The 17,396-nt window shown below is 45.9% G+C and carries 16 protein-coding genes; 13 read left to right on the forward strand and 3 right to left on the reverse strand.

Annotated elements, in window-relative coordinates:
• Positions 1–29: 29 nt before the first annotated feature.
• Entirely contained in the window at positions 30–590 is a 561-nt protein-coding gene (locus tag UCH003_RS03945) for a hypothetical protein (protein WP_060825505.1), read from the reverse strand.
• A gap of 205 nt (positions 591–795) precedes the next feature.
• Here UCH003_RS03945 and UCH003_RS03950 point away from each other — a divergent pair, with 205 nt between their 5' ends.
• The 7 genes from UCH003_RS03950 (at position 796) to UCH003_RS03980 (ending at position 10,162) form a co-directional block, all read left to right on the forward strand.
• Positions 796–2,751 carry an exo-beta-1,3-glucanase gene (locus tag UCH003_RS03950; protein WP_060825506.1) on the forward strand — a complete coding sequence of 652 codons (1,956 nt, stop codon included), beginning with the start codon at positions 796–798 and terminating at the stop codon, positions 2,749–2,751.
• A gap of 105 nt (positions 2,752–2,856) precedes the next feature.
• Entirely contained in the window at positions 2,857–5,403 is a 2,547-nt protein-coding gene (gene alaS / locus UCH003_RS03955; protein WP_060825507.1) for an alanine--tRNA ligase, read from the forward strand.
• A gap of 3 nt (positions 5,404–5,406) precedes the next feature.
• The gene (locus tag UCH003_RS03960; protein ID WP_060825508.1) at positions 5,407–5,904 is read left to right on the forward strand and encodes a hypothetical protein; all 498 of its coding nucleotides are present in this window, start codon (positions 5,407–5,409) and stop codon (positions 5,902–5,904) included.
• Position 5,905: 1 nt separating this feature from the next.
• A complete protein-coding gene (gene maf, locus UCH003_RS03965; RefSeq protein ID WP_060825509.1) occupies positions 5,906–6,457 on the forward strand; it encodes a septum formation inhibitor Maf in 552 nt (183 codons plus the stop codon).
• A 2-nt stretch (positions 6,458–6,459) separates the two neighbouring features.
• Positions 6,460–7,551 (forward strand): aminotransferase class I/II-fold pyridoxal phosphate-dependent enzyme, encoded by a 1,092-nt coding sequence (locus UCH003_RS03970; RefSeq protein ID WP_060825510.1) that lies wholly within the window; start codon positions 6,460–6,462, stop codon positions 7,549–7,551.
• Positions 7,548–8,243 (forward strand): ATP-binding cassette domain-containing protein, encoded by a 696-nt coding sequence (locus UCH003_RS03975; protein WP_060825511.1) that lies wholly within the window; start codon positions 7,548–7,550, stop codon positions 8,241–8,243. Before UCH003_RS03970 ends, UCH003_RS03975 begins: the two co-directional genes overlap by 4 nt.
• Complete coding sequence (locus UCH003_RS03980; protein WP_041963634.1) at positions 8,240–10,162, forward strand: penicillin-binding protein 1A; 1,923 nt, start codon at positions 8,240–8,242, stop codon at positions 10,160–10,162. The genes UCH003_RS03975 and UCH003_RS03980 overlap by 4 nt, the downstream gene beginning before the upstream one ends.
• Before the next feature lie 232 nt (positions 10,163–10,394).
• Here the strand turns inward: UCH003_RS03980 and glnA are convergent, their stop codons facing one another.
• A complete protein-coding gene (gene glnA, locus UCH003_RS03985; protein ID WP_060825512.1) occupies positions 10,395–11,825 on the reverse strand; it encodes a type I glutamate--ammonia ligase in 1,431 nt (476 codons plus the stop codon).
• 71 nt (positions 11,826–11,896) lie between these two features.
• A complete protein-coding gene (locus UCH003_RS03990) occupies positions 11,897–12,676 on the reverse strand; it encodes a histidinol-phosphatase (RefSeq protein ID WP_060825513.1) in 780 nt (259 codons plus the stop codon).
• Between the two features lie 91 nt (positions 12,677–12,767).
• On the opposite strand from UCH003_RS03990, the gene UCH003_RS03995 reads away from it, so the two are divergent.
• Genes UCH003_RS03995 through UCH003_RS04020 form a run of 6 tightly spaced genes read left to right on the forward strand, consistent with a single transcriptional unit; the run spans position 12,768 to position 17,383 of the window.
• Complete coding sequence (locus UCH003_RS03995; RefSeq protein ID WP_060825514.1) at positions 12,768–13,508, forward strand: hypothetical protein; 741 nt, start codon at positions 12,768–12,770, stop codon at positions 13,506–13,508.
• Positions 13,509–14,780, forward strand: a complete 1,272-nt coding sequence (locus tag UCH003_RS04000) for a peptidase U32 family protein (RefSeq protein WP_060825515.1) — start codon at positions 13,509–13,511, stop codon at positions 14,778–14,780.
• Positions 14,777–15,274, forward strand: a complete 498-nt coding sequence (gene purE / locus UCH003_RS04005; protein ID WP_039673192.1) for a 5-(carboxyamino)imidazole ribonucleotide mutase — start codon at positions 14,777–14,779, stop codon at positions 15,272–15,274. Before UCH003_RS04000 ends, purE begins: the two co-directional genes overlap by 4 nt.
• 11 nt (positions 15,275–15,285) lie before the next feature.
• Positions 15,286–15,777 carry a DUF3972 domain-containing protein gene (locus UCH003_RS04010; RefSeq protein ID WP_039673190.1) on the forward strand — a complete coding sequence of 164 codons (492 nt, stop codon included), beginning with the start codon at positions 15,286–15,288 and terminating at the stop codon, positions 15,775–15,777.
• 29 nt (positions 15,778–15,806) lie between these two features.
• Positions 15,807–16,664 carry a glycine--tRNA ligase subunit alpha gene (gene glyQ, locus UCH003_RS04015; RefSeq protein ID WP_041963630.1) on the forward strand — a complete coding sequence of 286 codons (858 nt, stop codon included), beginning with the start codon at positions 15,807–15,809 and terminating at the stop codon, positions 16,662–16,664.
• Positions 16,664–17,383, forward strand: a complete 720-nt coding sequence (locus tag UCH003_RS04020) for a Nif3-like dinuclear metal center hexameric protein (RefSeq protein WP_060825516.1) — start codon at positions 16,664–16,666, stop codon at positions 17,381–17,383. Before glyQ ends, UCH003_RS04020 begins: the two co-directional genes overlap by 1 nt.
• Positions 17,384–17,396 lie beyond the last annotated feature (13 nt).

Raw genomic sequence — 17,396 nt, forward strand, 5'->3', positions numbered from 1 at the left:
AAAGTGTAGCATGAAATAAGGCAGTATGCTTAAACCGCACCCATGATTTTTTTGGAGCTCTCACCTTTGTGGCTTAACACCTCTTCAAAACTCATCGCCGTAGCAGTGCAGTCAGAGCCTAAAAGAGCTTCGTAAAGTGCTTCGATCTTCTCGGCATTGTCCATTTTTTTGAGTTCACCTTTCTCTAAGTTGGAGAGGTCTAAAAGCTCGTTCCAAACGGAGCTTTCCGCAAGCGAGTAGGCATTGAAAGTAACGCCCTCATACGTAAACGTACCGTTTTTATCCAAGTCGGTGACGTAGAGAACGACCAAAGTCGCGGGTGTAAAAAATGCTTTGTACTTTTCGAAAAAAGGCTCAAAATGCGCAATACTTTCAAGTTCGCATGCAAAAAATTTAATACTCGCATCGTCGGCTACGACCAAAACTTGTTTCGCTTGAATTTTCGGCGGCAAAACTCTATCGGCAGAGAGCTGCTTCCCCGCTTCGATAATTAAAGCACCTCGGTAACCGACCAGTCCTTGCCCCAATTCTCCGCTAAAAGAGGGCTGCCACGCAAGATTGTTCTCTTTAATATACGCTACGATCGACATGATGTTTCCTTTTTGTGTGATAAAAAGGCTTATACAAGAACTATTCCACGAAGTGTGAAGCGGCAGAGTAAGGTACTTTTGAAATAATGTAATAATAAAAACGCTGTATAAAGATTAGAACAAATACTCTTAAAATTGATCTACATGTCAACCCTTAAACCCAATTTCTGTATAATCGCGCCATTTTAGTAGGGAGTATTGTTTTATGAAGCATACGCTTAAAATCACGCTTTTTTATTTGGTCATGTTTGTCAGTCTCGGGCTTTTTTGGTTTTGGGCGGCAAAACCTTCCGATTCTCTTGTAACGCTTCCCGAGGACGTCAAGCTTCAATGCCTCTCTTACGCGCCTTTCGGGAAAGACGATTCGCCGTTTGATATTCCAAACGGGTTTAAGCCTTCGCTTGAACAGATGGACAAAGATTTGGCGCATTTGGCGACGATTACGGGGTGTATTCGAACGTATTCGAGCGTCGGGCTGGAGGCGTTACCCGAAATTGCCCGCAAGCACGGGCTGAAACTTTGGTTGGGTGCATGGGTCAGCAGTGATGCGAGTTTGACGAAAAAAGAGATCGAAACCGTGATCGCGCTTGCGCAAGAGAACAAAGACATCGTCGAGACCGTCGTCGTCGGCAATGAAGCGTTATTGCGCCGCGACGTGAGTGCGTCTCAGTTGGTCGCGTATATTCAAAGCGTTAAAGAGGCGTTGCCCGATATGACGATCACGTATGCCGACGTATGGGAGTTTTGGAACAAACATCCCGAAGTCGCACCCGCGGTCGATCGCGTGACGATACACATTTTGCCGTATTGGGAAGATAAGCCTATTAGCGTCGATAAAGCACTCTTACATGTCAAAGCGATTCGCGAAGCGATGATGCAAAAAATCCCCGACAAAGAGATCGTCATCGGTGAGACGGGTTGGCCGAGTTTCGGGCGAATGCGCGAAGGTGCTTACCCGAGTGCGGAAAATCAAGCGATTTTTACGCGCGGTTTTGTGAAAATGGCGCAAGAAGGCGGATGGAAATACAACTTTATCGAGGCGTTTGACCAACCGTGGAAACGTGTGAGTGAGGGTGCGGTCGGCGGTTATTGGGGACTTTTTGACGCAGATCGCGCGGATAAACATATCTTGCACGGATTTGTGAGCAATTATCCGTACGCGCAATGGATGTTTGCGGGAAGTTTTGCTTTAAGTTTGCTCGGGTTGATTTGGCTGGTGCGTATCCAGACGTGCGCATGTAAAAAAGCGGCGTATTGGTTTGTAAGTTTGTGGGGCGGATCGGTAGCGCTTGTGTGGCAAGCGTATCAGTATTGGATGGTTTCGAGAAATACCCTTGAGGTCGTTTGGGCGATTTTGTGTTTGGGGCTTGCGTTGATCTTATGGCTCAAAATCGTACGCTACGTGATGACCGAAGAGATGGTTTTTCCGGCACGTATGAGCCGTTTGATGTCGGTCGTAACGCTTAGCGAGCCGTTTCAAAAAAGCTTTTTTGCGCATGATCTGTTGCATACGCTCAGCAGCGGCGTTGCTCTTGTCATGGCACTTTCGATGGCGTTTGACGGACGCTACTTGAATTTCGAGATCGGAACGCTCGGCATCATTACGGCATTTTACGCGATCGCGTATGTGACGACCGATCGCAAAGCGTTGAACGGGCTTTTAGAAAAAGTGACGGGCTTGGCACTTTTTATCGCCGCATTGGCGGTACTTTTACACGAAAGCGCACGCAACGATTTTGCGCTCAATTGGGTGGTTATGATGGTCGTTTTAGGCTCGACTTTATGGCTTTCCTTGTCTAAAATGTGTGGAATAGTCCGAACGTTCTCGTTTTTGCTCGTTGCGGCATTGGCGATTTTTGCACTTAAAGAGGGAATTTACGTGAACGAAAAATGGATCGACGTATGCGCGAGCAATCCTTCTCTTTTAACATGTCAGTTCAAAGTTTGGTTAGGTAAGATCATTTACCTCAATTACGTCGGACTTTCAGGTAGCGTCGTTGCCCTATTTGCCGTGCTCTCGGGCAGTTATCTTTTAGGCGTGCTCGCGATGGTGATGGGACTGTTTGGTTTGCTAACGTTTAATGGATTTTTAGGCGCGATTCTGGTCGTTTTGGGTTGGTGGGTCGTCGGATACCGTTTGGGCGAAAAATGTACGTTATAACGTTAAAAGCTCCCTTCAACAGAGTATTTTAGGGCATTTAATAATAGCCTTTAGGTTTTTTCGTTAAAATAGATCAATTTTGAATCATGAAATAGGGAAAAAAGTATGGATGTAAGAGCCGAGTTTCTAAAGTTTTTCGAGCAAAAAGGGCATCAGATCGTCGAGAGTTCGCCTCTCGTTCCCGATGATGCGACGCTGCTGTTTACCAATGCCGGTATGGTTCCTTTTAAGAGTATTTTCACGGGCGAAGTTCCTCGTCCTAACCCGCCGCGCGCGACGAGTTGTCAGACGTGTATTCGAGCCGGGGGTAAACATAACGACCTTGATAACGTCGGCTACACCGCACGCCATCATACTTTTTTCGAGATGCTCGGAAACTTTTCGTTCGGCGATTATTTTAAAGAAGATGCTATCTCTCATGCGTGGGAGTTCGTCACCGAAGTGTTAAAACTTCCCAAAGAAAAACTGTGGGTGACCGTACATGAAAGCGACGACGAAGCCGAAGCGATTTGGAAAAAACACATCGACGCCTCTCGCATTATGCGCTTTGGCGATAAAGACAACTTTTGGCAAATGGGCGATACGGGACCGTGTGGTCCGTGCAGTGAAATCTTCATCGACCAAGGCGCAGAGCATTTTAACACGCCCGAAGATTATATGGGCGGCGACGGCGATCGCTTTTTAGAGATTTGGAATCTGGTTTTTATGCAGTACGAGCGCGATAAAGCGGGCGTTTTACACAAACTTCCCAAACCTTCGATCGATACGGGAATGGGGCTAGAGCGCGTTACGGCGGTCAAAGAGGGTGTGTTTAGCAACTACGACTCATCGCTTTTTATGCCGCTTCTCAATCACGTTGCGACACTGTGCGGTAAACCTTACGCGTATGCTAGCGGGGCGAGCTATCGCGTCATCGCCGATCATATTCGCGCGGTCTCCTTTTTGTTAGCGCAAGGAACGACGTTCGGTCGCGTAGGTCGCGGATACGTTTTACGTCGAATTTTACGCCGTGCGGTACGACACGGATACCTTTTAGGACTTCGCGAGCCGTTTATGTACCGCTTGCTCGATACCTTGTGTGATTTGATGGCGCAGCAGTATCCTTATTTGGCGGAGAAAAAAGAGACGATTGCCGAACAGATCAAAAACGAAGAAGAGAGCTTTTTCACGACGATTGCTTCAGGGCTTGAATTGTTTGAAAAAGAGCTTCCCAACACCAAAGAGACGTTTAGCGGCGAAGTGGCGTTTAAACTGTACGACACTTACGGATTTCCTTTAGATTTGACGGCGGATATGCTCAGAGAAAAAGGACTTAGCGTTAACGAAGCGGAGTTTGAACACTTGATGGCAGAACAAAAAGCACGTTCAAAAGCTTCTTGGAAAGGCAGCGGCGATAAAGCGACGCAGGGCGATTTTAAACCGCTCTTGGAAAAATTCGGACACAACGCGTTCGTCGGTTACACGCACCAGAGGGCAACGGGTAAGATATTGGCCTTGTTGGATGAGAACTTCAAAGAGGTTCAAAGCTTGGACGAAAACGGTTGGGTGATGTTTGATCAAACACCGTTTTACGCGATGAGCGGCGGACAAAGCGGAGATGAAGGAATCGTAGAAGGCTACGGAAAAGTGCTCGATACGAAGAAATTTTTTGATTTGAACCTTTCGTTGGTCGAACTTGAAAAACCTTTACATGTCGGCGATACGGTGAACTTAATCGTCGATACGTCACGCTTGGAGATCGAAAAGCACCACAGTGCGACACACTTGCTTCACAGCGCGCTTCGCAAGGTTTTGGGCGAACATGTCAGTCAAGCGGGCAGTTTGGTCGAAAAAGACCGACTTCGTTTCGATTTTTCCCATCCTAAAGCACTCAACAGCGAAGAGTTGACTCAGATCGAAGCTTTCGTCAATGCCGTCGTTGCAAGCGGCGTCGAGGGCATTACGCGATTGATGAACGTCGATGAAGCGAAAAAAAGCGGTGCGATGGCGTTGTTCGGCGAAAAATACGGTAACGAAGTGCGCGTCGTCAGTTTCGGCGACGCCAGCGTCGAACTTTGCGGCGGAACGCACGTACGCAATACGGCCCATATCGGAAGCTTTTTCATCTTAAAAGAGAGCGGCGTGAGTGCCGGCGTGCGACGTATCGAAGCCGTGTGCGGCGGTGCGGCGTTGGCGTACGCGCAAAACATGCGAAGCGAGCTTGAAGCGATTAAAGAGAGCGTGAAACATAAAGAGCCGTTGATCGGTATTAACCGTCTGAAAGAAGAGCTCAAAACGTTAAAATCCGAAGTAGAATCGCTCAACGCACAGGCAGGAAAAGCCGTCGAATCCTTGCAGATGAACGGCGTCGAAGTGATCGTCGATGTTTTAAGCGCGGGTGACATCAAAGCGCGAATCGACGATTTAAAAAACGAAAGAGACGCGGTTGCGGTTTTATTGCTTCAAGAAAAAGATGACAAAGTGATGATCGCCGCGGGCGTTAAAAACGCGCCGATTAAAGCGGGTGCATGGATTAAAGCGATTGCTCCGATCGTCGGCGGCGGAGGCGGAGGAAGAGATGATTTCGCACAAGCGGGCGGGAAAGACGCTTCTAAGATCGAAGAGGCAAAACAAGCCGCCCTTGCGTATGCCAAGGCGGGACTTCAAGGATAAACGATGCGGGATCTGATTACGGAAATCTTCAGCGATTTTAGTCGAATCATCGTCTTTTTGCATATCATCAGTGCCGCTATTCTTATCGGCAGTATGTTTGTGATGCGCTTTGTGATTCAACCGGTCGAAGTGGACATTCCCGACGTAAAGATTAAATTTACCAGTTGCATCAATATGCTACGTCGGTATATCGTTTTTCTGGTTCCGGTGATGTTGATTATCGCCGGTACGTCCGTGTTTATGCATATCGGATTAGGGTTTAAAAACGGTCATCCGATGAGTAACATTATGGTGCATACGAAAGAGGCGTTGTGGACGTTTATTACTTTCAATTTTATTTACATGTACTTCAAATATCTGAAAGCCAAAAAAGGTTTTGACGAAGAAAATTACATCGAGACGGAAGAAAACGTCATCTTGATGGTGCGCTATTTGATCCCGCTCAATCTTTTATTGGCATTGATTTCAGTCTATTTCGGCGTGATTTTGAGGGGTTATTAAGATGCAAACCATCGTACTAGGCTCTTCTTCGATAACCCGAGCGGAACTTTTGAGTCGATTTTGCGTTCCTTTCGTGCAAAGGGATACGGGATTTGACGAAGAACAATTATGCATCGACGATCCGGCACATTTCGTGTATCACGCCACGAAAGGAAAGATGCAAAGTTATCTTGACACTTACGCGTTAGATATGCCCGTTTTATGCGCCGATACGGTTGTTACGGCAAACCGCCAGATTTTACGAAAAGCCAAAGATCGAGCGGACGCCAAACGCATTTTAGAGCTTCAAAGCGGGAATACGGTCAGCATTATTACATGTATGATTTATAAATCCAAAACGTGCGAGTTGATCGACCTTGCGTCAACGAATTATCGTTTTGCGCCGTTTGAAAAAGCGGATTTGGAAGCCTATTTAAACACTGACGCGTGGGTCGGCAAAGCAGGGGCATGCATGGTCGAAGGCTTTTGTAAATCTTACATTCAAGAGGTCACGGGACTGGAAAGTACCGCCATGGGCTTAAGCGTCGAAAGACTGCTACCGTTTTTATCCTAACGATGTACGAACACGAACTTCAAGCCATCCGCAAAGCCAACCGATACCGAACCAAAACAGTATACGATGAAGGCATTCACGATTTCAGCTCCAACGACTATTTGGGACTTGCCGAAAATAAAACGCTTTTTGAACGTGCGGTTGCGCACGTTTCGATGTACAAAACGCATGCACCCAAAGCATCGATTTTGGTCAACGGCTATCACCCGATTCATGAAGAATTTGAAACATTGGTCGCGCGTCAAAACGGATTTGAAACGGCGTTGGTATGCGGAAGCGGTTTTTTAGCCAATTTTTCGTTGATAGAAGCGTTACCGCGTAAAAAAGACCTGTTGATTTTGGATGAAGAGTATCATGCCAGCGGTATGGTGGCGTCCAAAACGGTGGATGCGGAAGTCTTGACGTTTCGACACAACGACGCCGATCATTTGGAAAGCCTCATCAACTCTCGTCCTCATAACCGCGTGATTATCGCGGTCGAGGGCATTTACTCCATGAGCGGAGATCTTCTCAACCGTGCGATTTTCGAGATTGCCGATCGCTACAACGCCTTATTGATCGTCGATGAAGCGCACAGTGTGGGCGTCGTGGGAGACCATCTTCGCGGTGTTTTCGACTTATTCGGCATTACGCCCCAAGCCAATCATATCAAAATGGGCACGCTTGGAAAAGCGTTAGGCAGTTACGGAGCGTATATCTTATGCAGTGCGCATATTGCCGAGTTTTTAAATAACCGCGCCAAGGCGATTATTTACACGACGGCTCCTTCGCTTTTTGACATTGCGCTGGGATACCAAGGTTTTTTATACGTGATGAAACACGTACACAGCTTAAAAGAGGCGATTAACGTGCGCCAAACGCTGATGCAAAAATGCCTCCAGATCACGATGCCCGGACTGATCGGCTCGTATGCGATGGAAGATAACGCACAAACTTTAGCCTTGCAAAAGAGTCTTTTGGAAGCAGGATTTACGGTCGGTGCGATTCGACCGCCGACCGTTCCCGCGCCTATTTTGCGGATCATTCCGCGACTAGCGGAGTCTATCGAAGATTTGGAAACGCTTTGCTTGTTGATCGAAAAGGCGCGTGCTTGAGCTTTACATGTCAGCGTTTAACGATCCGCCATCAAGAACACGTTCTTGTCGACACGGCGTTTTCGTTTGAACGCTCGTTTGCTCTGATCGGGCAAAGCGGCAGTGGAAAAAGTTTGACGCTCAAAGCACTTTTGGGGATGTTGCCTCAAGCCTTGGACGTGACGTTGGAGTATCACGCTTCGTATGAACTCGTTCGCGGTCATACGGTCGCATTTGTTCCTCAAAACCCGTTTACGGCACTCTCTCCCTTAACCAAAATAGGGCGGCAATTTCTTCGGGACGAAGCCAAAACAAACGCCTATTTAGAAATGGTCGAACTGGATCCTGCTTTAGCCAATCGCTTTCCTTCCGAACTCAGCGGCGGGCAATTGCAACGTATTTGTATTGCGATGGCACTTTCTTTGGAGCCGAAACTCTTGCTTTTAGACGAACCGACGACGGCGTTGGACGAAGAGAGCAAAGAGACCGTATTGCGCTTGATACGGCGGTTGCAAAACGTTTACGGTTTTGATATGCTTTTTGTCACGCACGATATCGAAACCATTCGCAACGTGTGCGACGAAGTCGGTATTTTACAAAACGGACGATTGATCGAGCAAGGGCGCGGTTCGGACATTTTTTCGTCTCCGAAAGAAGCCTATACGCAAGCCTTATTTGCTTCCGGATTTAAACAAAGGAGTTTTAGAACGTGAAATTTATTTTAACGACGATTTTTATGATTATGTTTGCCGGCATTTTAGCCGTACTTTTTCTCTACGCGCAAATTCGTTTCGATGCCGATAAAATTATTCATTACAGTCCGAAACTAACCACGCAGATTTACGATCGTAACGGCGAATTGATAGCCAATTTATTTGATGAAGAAAACCGTTTGTTCGTCGAGTACAAAGAGATTCCCGCGCGGGTGATCGAAGCTTTGGTCGCAACCGAAGATACGTCGTTTTTCGAGCACAGCGGTATTAATCTCGAAGCGATTTTCAGAGCACTCGTCAAAGACCTTCAAGCGATGAAGATGGTCGAGGGGGCTAGTACGGTGACGCAACAATTGATTAAAAATACCGTTTTAACACGTCAAAAAACGCTTTCGCGCAAACTGAACGAAGCGGTTTTAGCTTACATCGTCGAAGCGGAGCTTAGTAAAGAAGAGATTTTAGAACGCTATTTTAACCATGTGTATTTCGGACACGGCTATTACGGTATTAAAACAGCGGCACTCGGGTATTTCAAAAAAAACCTCGATGCTTTGAGCATCAAAGAGATCGCGATTTTGGTCGGGCTTCCGAAAGCTCCGAGTTCGTACGATCCGACGCGTCATATGGACCTCTCTTTGAGCCGTGCCAATCAAGTCGTCAATCGTATGTATACGCTCGGTTGGATCAGCGAAGCAGAATACACCAAAGCTACGTTAGAGCATCCCGTCGTATATGACGAAACCTTAACGCGCAATCGCGCTCCTTATGTCGTCGATGAGGTCGTAAAAGCGGTCGGAAGCGAATACGACGATCTGAAAAAAGGCGGTTATCAGATCTATACGACCGTGGATTTGAAGCTCCAGCATTTGGCACAAGAAGCGTTAAAAGTCGGTTATAACGGTATGGCATCGCGCGCGAAAGATATGAATCTCTCCGAACTCAACGGTGCGATGGTGGTTATGGAAAACGGTTCGGGTAACGTGTTGGCTTTGGTCGGCGGTATCGATTATGCCAAAAGCAGTTTTAACCGTGCCACCCAAAGTAAACGCCAACCCGGTTCGAGTTTTAAACCGTTTATTTATCAAAAAGCATTGGATTGGGGGTATTCGCCGCTTTCCGAAATTCCCGATATTTCGCGTACGTTCGTCAACAGCGAAACGGACGAAGAGTGGAAACCGAAAAATTATGAAAACGATTTTGAGGGCTTGATTACGCTTAAAGAAGCGTTGGTGCATTCGCGCAACCTTGCGACGATCAATCTACTCTCGATCTTGGGACTCGATAGCGTTTATAAAGAGTTGAAAAAAGACGGATTTAAAAGCCTTTCGATGGACTTGACTTTAGCCCTCGGAAGTTTCGGTATTTCACCTTTGGAATTCAGCAGTTTTTATTCAATGTTTCCGAATTACGGGGTTAAAACGGAGCCGCTTTTGGTCAAAAAAGTCATCAATCGTGACGGCGTCGAAAAGGTTTACGAGACGAAGTCTACGACGGTAACGACTCCGGAGCAAAGCTTTTTGATGATCGATATGATGCGTGAAGTCGTTAAGCGCGGTACCGGAAGAAATGCACAAGTTGCGGGCATTGAAATCGCCGGAAAAACCGGTACGACGAACAGCAACGTAGATACATGGTTTTGCGGGTTTTCTCCGGACATCGAAATCATCACATGGTACGGCAACGATAACAACACGCCGCTGAAAAAAGGCGAAACAGGCGGTCGTGCGGCAGCTCCGGCATTTAAATATTTTATGGGTAAATACCTTGAGATGTACCCTGAAACGACGAGAGAATTTAAAATGCCAGAAGGCGTCGGTTCACGCAAAATTAACGGCGTTATCGAATACTTCACCGAAAAATCGCCTTTTCCGAAAGTGACGATTAAACAGCAACAAGACGAAGGCGGCTTGATGTTCTAACAAGCGTTCATGCACCGATAACATCTTTAAGAATATCGGTCTCAACGCCTTTACCGGTAAAAATAGGTTACAATCTCTTCTACATGTTGGATTGGATTCTGTGACTCGAAGTCAAGCTTTAGTGCGCAGTCACAACGTAGCTTTGCGGGCTTTGCCCGAAAAGCGTGTAAAATAAAAAAGGGAAGGCGACTCTTGCGAGTCGCGCTTCCCTTGAGGCGTGTTAGGGCTTAGACTAGCACGAAAATACGGTTTTAAATTCAAACGCCGTAGGTCTTGCCTCATCTGGCCAAACTTGAGTTTCGAATTTGTAGTGTTGGTATGTATCCAAAAATTCTGGAGTCATAACAGGTTTTAAGTATTCATTGTCACGGATTAACGCTTCAAGTGAACCTCTTAGGGTATGAGGCATTTGGTTAATACCTTTTTCTCTAATTTCATCCAGTGTCAATTCAAACAAGTCTTCATCCATTGGACCAACAGGCTCAGCTTTTGTTTTGATACCATCAATTCCTGCAAGAAGCATGGAAGCAAACGCAAGGTATGGACATGAAGTTGAGTCTGGGAAACGCATCTCAACACGAACGGATTTCTCGCCCGCACCGTAAGGAATACGGCAAGATGCTGAACGGTTTTGCATAGAGTAAGTAAGGATTGATGGTGCTTCAAATCCAGGAATTAAACGTTTGTATGAGTTGGTTGAAGGGTTTGTAAACGCCGCAACACTTCGTGCGTGTTTCAAAATACCACCGATGTACCAGCGTGCCATGTCGCTAAGGTTAGCGTATTCGCCAGCTTTATAGAACATGTTTTTGCCATCTTTCCAGATTGATTGGTGAACGTGCATACCGCTACCATTGTCACCGTAAAGTGGTTTTGGCATAAATGTAGCTGTTTTTCCATTGAGGTGAGCTACCATTTTAACAACGTATTTGTATTTTTGAACGTTATCAGCTGCTTCAATTAATGTTCCAAATTTAACACCGATTTCGCCTTGTGCTTGAGCAACTTCGTGATGTACAACGAAAACTTCAAGACCAATTTGTTTAAGAGTTTGTACCATCTCAGCACGTAAATCTACCATTGAGTCGATTGGTTGAACGGGGAAGTATCCGCCTTTTGTGCCTGGGCGGTGACCTGTATTGTAACCATCTGTATAACTTTTTGCGCTATTCCATGTACCTTCTTCGGAGTCGACTTCATAGTATGAGCAGTTGATATCGTCTCTGATTTTAACGTCGTCGAATACGAAAAATTCATTTTCTGGTCCAAAATAAGCCACATCGCCTAATCCTGTTTCGGCAAGGTATTTCAATGTTTTTTTCGCGATACTTCTTGGGCATTTTTCGTACAATTCGCCTTTGTAAATATCAAAAACGTCGCAAAAAACAACAACGGTCGAATCTGCCGTAAAAGGGTCTAAAAATGCCGTTTCGGCTTCCGGTTTCAATAACATGTCGGATTTATTAATCGGTTGCCATGCTTCGATAGAAGAACCGTCAAAAGGGATACCGTTTGTAAAAGAATCTGTACTGATGGCTTCCATCGTATACGTAAGGTGATGCCATGTTCCTTTCATGTCCGTGAAACGAAAATCGACGAATTCAACTTCATTGTCAGCACAGTATTTGAAAAATTCTTCAACACTGTTAACGAATTTACCCATGGTGTAACTCCTAGAATTTAAATTTCAGTAATTTTATCAGAATGAGCTGAAAATAAAGCCGAAAAGGGTGCTTAAAAATTAACCATTTCCCGTTCTCTCTTTTCAAATAATGCACATTTTTTATACCCGTATCGTTTGGCGACTTGACGGATTTCTTCTTGGCAAAAACCGATTTGATCGATCGCGTGCGCGTCGGATCCGAACGTAATCGGAATATCGCTTTGTGCCAGTAATTCCAGCAGGACATCTCCGGGATACTGTTCTTTAACAGGTTTGCGCAATCCGGCGGCATTGATTTCGACGACCATATCGGCTTTTTTAATGGCGTTAATCGCCTTTTGGGCAATGCTGCGAATATCCTTTTTAGGAAGGTAGTTAAAAATTTTGATCAGATCGAGATGTCCTACGACCTCAAACAAGCGGCTTTGTGCCAATGCTTCGATCGCGTCGAAATAACGTTGCCAAATCACGTCGATATCGTGATGCGTGTACTCTCCGATAAATTCAGGATTGTCAAATCCCCATTTGCCTAAAAAATGTACCGAACCGATGAAATAATCGACATCGCGCTTTAAAACGCTTTCATCGATATAACCGTCTAAAAAATCGACTTCGTACGCCAGTAAAATTTTGATAGTATCGCGGTGTTTTTCGCGAAGTAAAAGCACTTCTTGCTCATATCCTTGCATTTCGTCAAAGCGCATACGATAAGCTTCGTCAAAGCGCATCGGGGCATGATCCGAAAATCCGAAAACGTCGATTTTTCGGGCAACGGCTTGTTCGACGAAGGATTGCATGCTTCCCTTCGCATGGTGGCATAAAGGCGTATGGTTGTGTAGGTCGATGATCATCGTGCGTTCTCCGCGCTTTTGGTGTCTTAAATAAAATTATATAAAAAGTTCACTATAATAGACCATAATTTGTCACTTTAGGAGAAAGCTTATGACGCAAGAAGAACTGGATGCTTTAATGGCGGGTGATTTAGACGACGCCGACGAAACGTTGCCTTCCCTCGCTACACTCGACGAAGAATCGGACGAAGGGGTCAATGCGCACGAAAACCAAGAGTCCGATATGCCAAGCGATGAAGATTTGGCGCACCATAAAATGATACACGAATACCGACCGTCTTCCACGATGGCTTGGCCACCGCCTCCTCCGACGGACGATCATAAAATGGTGCATCAACTTGACGACGTGACGAAAGATTCCGAGATTAAAGCCACTCAAGTCTTCGACAAACTTGAAACCGTCAATAACTTTATGATGAGTGCCGAAGAAAATGCCAAAGAAGTCATTAAATTGATCGAGAGTAACATTGCTCTTTTTGAAACTTTGGTGACGAAATTTCCTAAAATCGAGCAATTCCAAAATGCTCTAGACGACAATAAAACCATGAAAGTACGCGTTGAAGATATGTTGATGAACGCACAGATGGCGGAAGACGAGATCATGATGACGATGGATATTATGCAGTATCAAGACATTCATCGCCAAAAAATCGAACGCGTTATCAACGTTATGCGTGCGCTTTCGAAATACATGAGTGCGCTTTTTGAAGGTGCGAAAGACGACACCAAACGGGTCAGCTCCGCGGTGCATATTCACGGAGACGAAACGACCGAAGACGTCGTTAGCAACGAAGATATCGAAGCGTTGATCGCTAGTTTAGGAAAAAAATAGGTGTCTAACGTCGAACTGCTTTCTCCTGCCGGAAATTTTGAAAAGTTAAAAATCGCGCTCTCATACGGTGCGGATGCCGTTTACGCGGGGGTGAGCCACTTCTCTTTGCGTATCAGGTCGGGTAAAGAGTTTACGTACGAGAGTTTCGAAGAGGCAATCGCGTATACGCATGCGAAAAACAAACGCTTGCATGCGACGATTAACGGATTTCCGTTTAATGCGCAGATTCCTCTTTTGGAAAAGCATATCGAACGCGTCAGCGCGATGAATCCCGATGCTTTTATCGTTGCGGCTCCGGGCGTCATCAAACTTGCGCAAAAGATTGCTCCGCATATTCCCGTGCACCTTTCGACGCAAGCCAACGTGTTAAGTTATTTGGACGCGGAAGTGTATGCGGATATGGGCGTTAAGCGCATTATCGCCGCGCGCGAAGTCAGCCTCAAAGATTTGGAACAGATCAAAAAACACTTGCCGCATATCGAACTCGAAGTTTTCGTCCACGGTTCCATGTGCTTCGCGTATAGCGGGCGTTGTCTGATCAGCTCTGTGCAAAGCGGTCGCGTTTCCAATCGCGGAAGTTGTGCCAATGATTGCCGTTTTCCTTACACGCTTTACGCGCATAATGAAGAGAGCGGAACCCTTTTTAGACTTGAAGAGAACGAAGAGGGAACGCATATTATGAATGCAAAAGACCTCAATTTAAGTGCACATGTCAAAGAAATTTTAGATTCGGGCGTGATCGATTCGTTGAAAATCGAAGGACGTACGAAGAGTGCTTATTACGTAGGTATCACGACCAAGACGTATCGCCAAGCGATTGACGATTATGAGCGCGGAGCTTTTGATGCAAACGTCTATGCGAAAGAGCTTGCCACGACGAAAAACAGAGGCTTTAGCGACGGTTATTTGGTCAACCGTCCTTACGAAAAAAACGATACGCAAAATTTGGCGCATTCGATCAGCGAAGGGTCGCATCAGGTGGCGGCGCAAGTCGACGAATCGGGTAAAACCTGTTTGTGCAAAGACGTTTTGGCGTTACATGTAGCCTATGAAATCATCGCTCCCTCATCGGCACACGTTGAAGCGGTTGACAATGAGATTGGGACGATTTTTAAAGAAGACGGTCTTTGGAAAATTCGGTTTAAAAAGCTTCAAACGCCTTCAGGAAAACAGTTTAAAGAGATTCATAGCGGCAACGTCAATGCGATCGTTTTACCGACGTTGTTGGCGGGATTTACGTTTTTTAGAATACAACAAAAGGATAGTATGTGAAATTCGTTTCTATATTAATGGGAAGTAAAAGCGATTACGGCGTGATGGAAGAGTGTGCCAAAACGTTGGAGAAATTCGGCGTCATGTACGAATTGATCGTTTCTTCGGCGCACCGAAGTCCGGATCGTACCCATGCTTACGTTAAAAATGCGGAAGCAAAAGGTGCAAAAGTGTTTATTTGCGCAGCGGGAATGGCGGCGCATTTAGCGGGAGTCGTCGCTTCGTTAACGACGAAACCCGTTATCGGCGTTCCAATGAAAGGCGGCGTCATGGAGGGGATGGACGCTCTTTTAAGTACGGTCCAAATGCCCGGAGGCATGCCCGTAGGTACGGTGGCGATCGGTTCGGCGGGTGCAATGAACAGTGCGTATTTGGCAATGCAAATTCTCGCAATCGACGATGAGGAGTTGGCGGCTAAATTGAAAGAAGATCGCATCTTAAAAGCCAAAAAAGTCGAAACCGATTCTTCAGGGATTGAAGTTATTTTATCGTAAGGAGACGCATAATGAACAGTTGGTTAGAAATTGAGGCATTTAGCCGTTTGGTCAACTTAGATATACCCGCTGTTCGTTTATTGATAGACGAAGGAAAACTTGCGTCCAAAGAAGAAGAGGGGCAATGCTTCGTCGAAATCAGCCGCAGTGCGCAAGCTTTGATTCCGGCAACGCAAGGCGTCGTCGTTGAAGACGGCTTTAGCAATACCGGAAATCTGACGATGAGCTCGGAATTCGTCGAAAAAACCGTCGGGGCTATTTTAAGCTTGCACGAAAAGGTTTTGGATGCGAAAGAAGAGACGCTAGACGCGCTCAAAAGTGAAAACCGTTTTTTAAAAGAGGCCCTCTTTTCGATGCAGGAGCTTTACGACGAAGATCGCAAAACGATCGAAACGCTGAGTAAGCAAATCGAATTTTTAAAAGACGAGCTTGATTTTACCAAACGAAAATATAAAATGATGTGGAATAAAGCGGTGGAGGGTTATACCCCGCCTACGAAATAATCTTTACATGTAAGAAAAAGGATCTGTGCGTGCTTACTTTTAGTCAAATGCTTTTAAACCTCCAAACCTATTGGCAGCAAGAGGGATGTACGATCGTTCAGCCCTACGATATGCCAGCAGGTGCGGGAACGTTTCACAATGCAACGTTTTTACGTAGCCTCAGTTCAAAACCGTGGGCAACGGCATACGTCGCTCCGAGCCGAAGACCAACCGATGGACGTTACGGCGAAAATCCCAATCGTTTGGGAAGTTATTACCAGTTTCAAGTGTTGATCAAACCAAGCCCCGATAATATTCAAGAGCTTTACCTTAAAAGCCTTGAAATGCTAGGGCTCGACATTAAAAAACACGATATTCGTTTCGTGGAAGACAACTGGGAATCGCCGACTTTAGGCGCATGGGGCTTAGGCTGGGAAGTGTGGCTAGACGGTATGGAAGTAACGCAATTTACGTACTTTCAGCAAGTCGGCGGTATCGCATGCAATCCCGTTTCGGTTGAAATTACCTACGGCGTCGAGCGCTTGGCGATGTACCTTCAAGAAAAAGAGTCCGTTTTCGATCTCGTGTGGAACGAAAACGCGTTTGGCGTAACGACGTACGGCGACGTGCATAAACAAAGCGAATACGAGTTTAGCCGTTATAATTTTGAAGTCGCAAACGTTGCAATGCTTTTTGAACATTTTGAAAACGCGCAAGCCGAATGCAAGCGTTGTTTGGACGAAAATTTGCCGTTACCTGCGTACGATTATTGTTTGGCGGCGTCGCATACGTTTAACGTATTGGATGCTCGAAAAGCGATTTCGGTAACGCAACGTCAAAATTATATTTTAAAAATTCGTGAGCTTGCCAAAGGGTGCGCGCTCAAATACAAAGAAGTAGTCGGATAATGCGCTTAGGCGAGATTTACGACTTTCTAGACGCCTTAAGCCCCTTTGCGACGCAAGCTTCTTGGGACAACAGCGGTTTACTGATCGGAACGCGATCCGATGCCATCGAGCGTATCTATTTAAGTCTCGACGTTGATCGCGCTTTGGTCGAAGCGGCGGAAAAACACTCGTTGATTATCACGCATCATCCGCTCATTTTTAGCGGCTTGAAACAGCTCGATTTTTCGCGTTATCCGTCAAATTTGATTCAAACAATCGTACAGAAAAATATTGCGTTGATTGCAATGCACACCAATTTCGATCTTTCACATCTCAATGCGTACGTCGCTCGAAAATTGGGTTTTGAGATTGCGCTGACGAAAGATTTCGTGGCGTATTGCGACGTCGATGAAAGTTTTGAAGCTTTGACATGTAAGGTTAAAAACGCCTTAGGGATAAAGCACCTGCGCGTCGTTCAAACCTGCGAACACGTTAAGCGTTGCGCGTTAACGACGGGTGCCGGCGGAGATTTGATCCGCACCGTCGAGGCCGATTGTTTTCTAACGGGCGATTTAAAATACCATCAAGCTTTAGAAGCCAAAGAAAACGGGCTTAGTTTAATCGACATCGGACACTTTGAGAGTGAAGCGTATTTTGGGGCGTGTTTAAGTGAGCATTTGAAAAATTTGCCATTAAAAGCTATAATATCAAATTCTAAAAACCCCTTCCAACACATATAGAGGACACAGAGCA

This window comes from Sulfurospirillum cavolei (assembly GCF_001548055.1).
Lineage (GTDB): Bacteria > Campylobacterota > Campylobacteria > Campylobacterales > Sulfurospirillaceae > Sulfurospirillum.

What these genes read in the sequence shown, in the direction of transcription:
- maf (WP_060825509.1), top strand. Translation starts at nt 5,906, where the DNA reads ATGCAAACCATCGTACTAGGCTCTTCTTCGATAACCCGAGCGGAACTT.
- UCH003_RS03960 (WP_060825508.1), top strand. Translation starts at nt 5,407, where the DNA reads ATGCGGGATCTGATTACGGAAATCTTCAGCGATTTTAGTCGAATCATC.
- glnA (WP_060825512.1), bottom strand. Translation starts at nt 11,825, where the DNA reads ATGGGTAAATTCGTTAACAGTGTTGAAGAATTTTTCAAATACTGTGCT.
- UCH003_RS03995 (WP_060825514.1), top strand. Translation starts at nt 12,768, where the DNA reads ATGACGCAAGAAGAACTGGATGCTTTAATGGCGGGTGATTTAGACGAC.
- alaS (WP_060825507.1), top strand. Translation starts at nt 2,857, where the DNA reads ATGGATGTAAGAGCCGAGTTTCTAAAGTTTTTCGAGCAAAAAGGGCAT.
- UCH003_RS03950 (WP_060825506.1), top strand. Translation starts at nt 796, where the DNA reads ATGAAGCATACGCTTAAAATCACGCTTTTTTATTTGGTCATGTTTGTC.
- UCH003_RS04020 (WP_060825516.1), top strand. Translation starts at nt 16,664, where the DNA reads ATGCGCTTAGGCGAGATTTACGACTTTCTAGACGCCTTAAGCCCCTTT.
- UCH003_RS03990 (WP_060825513.1), bottom strand. Translation starts at nt 12,676, where the DNA reads ATGATCATCGACCTACACAACCATACGCCTTTATGCCACCATGCGAAG.
- UCH003_RS03945 (WP_060825505.1), bottom strand. Translation starts at nt 590, where the DNA reads ATGTCGATCGTAGCGTATATTAAAGAGAACAATCTTGCGTGGCAGCCC.
- UCH003_RS04010 (WP_039673190.1), top strand. Translation starts at nt 15,286, where the DNA reads ATGAACAGTTGGTTAGAAATTGAGGCATTTAGCCGTTTGGTCAACTTA.
- UCH003_RS03970 (WP_060825510.1), top strand. Translation starts at nt 6,460, where the DNA reads ATGTACGAACACGAACTTCAAGCCATCCGCAAAGCCAACCGATACCGA.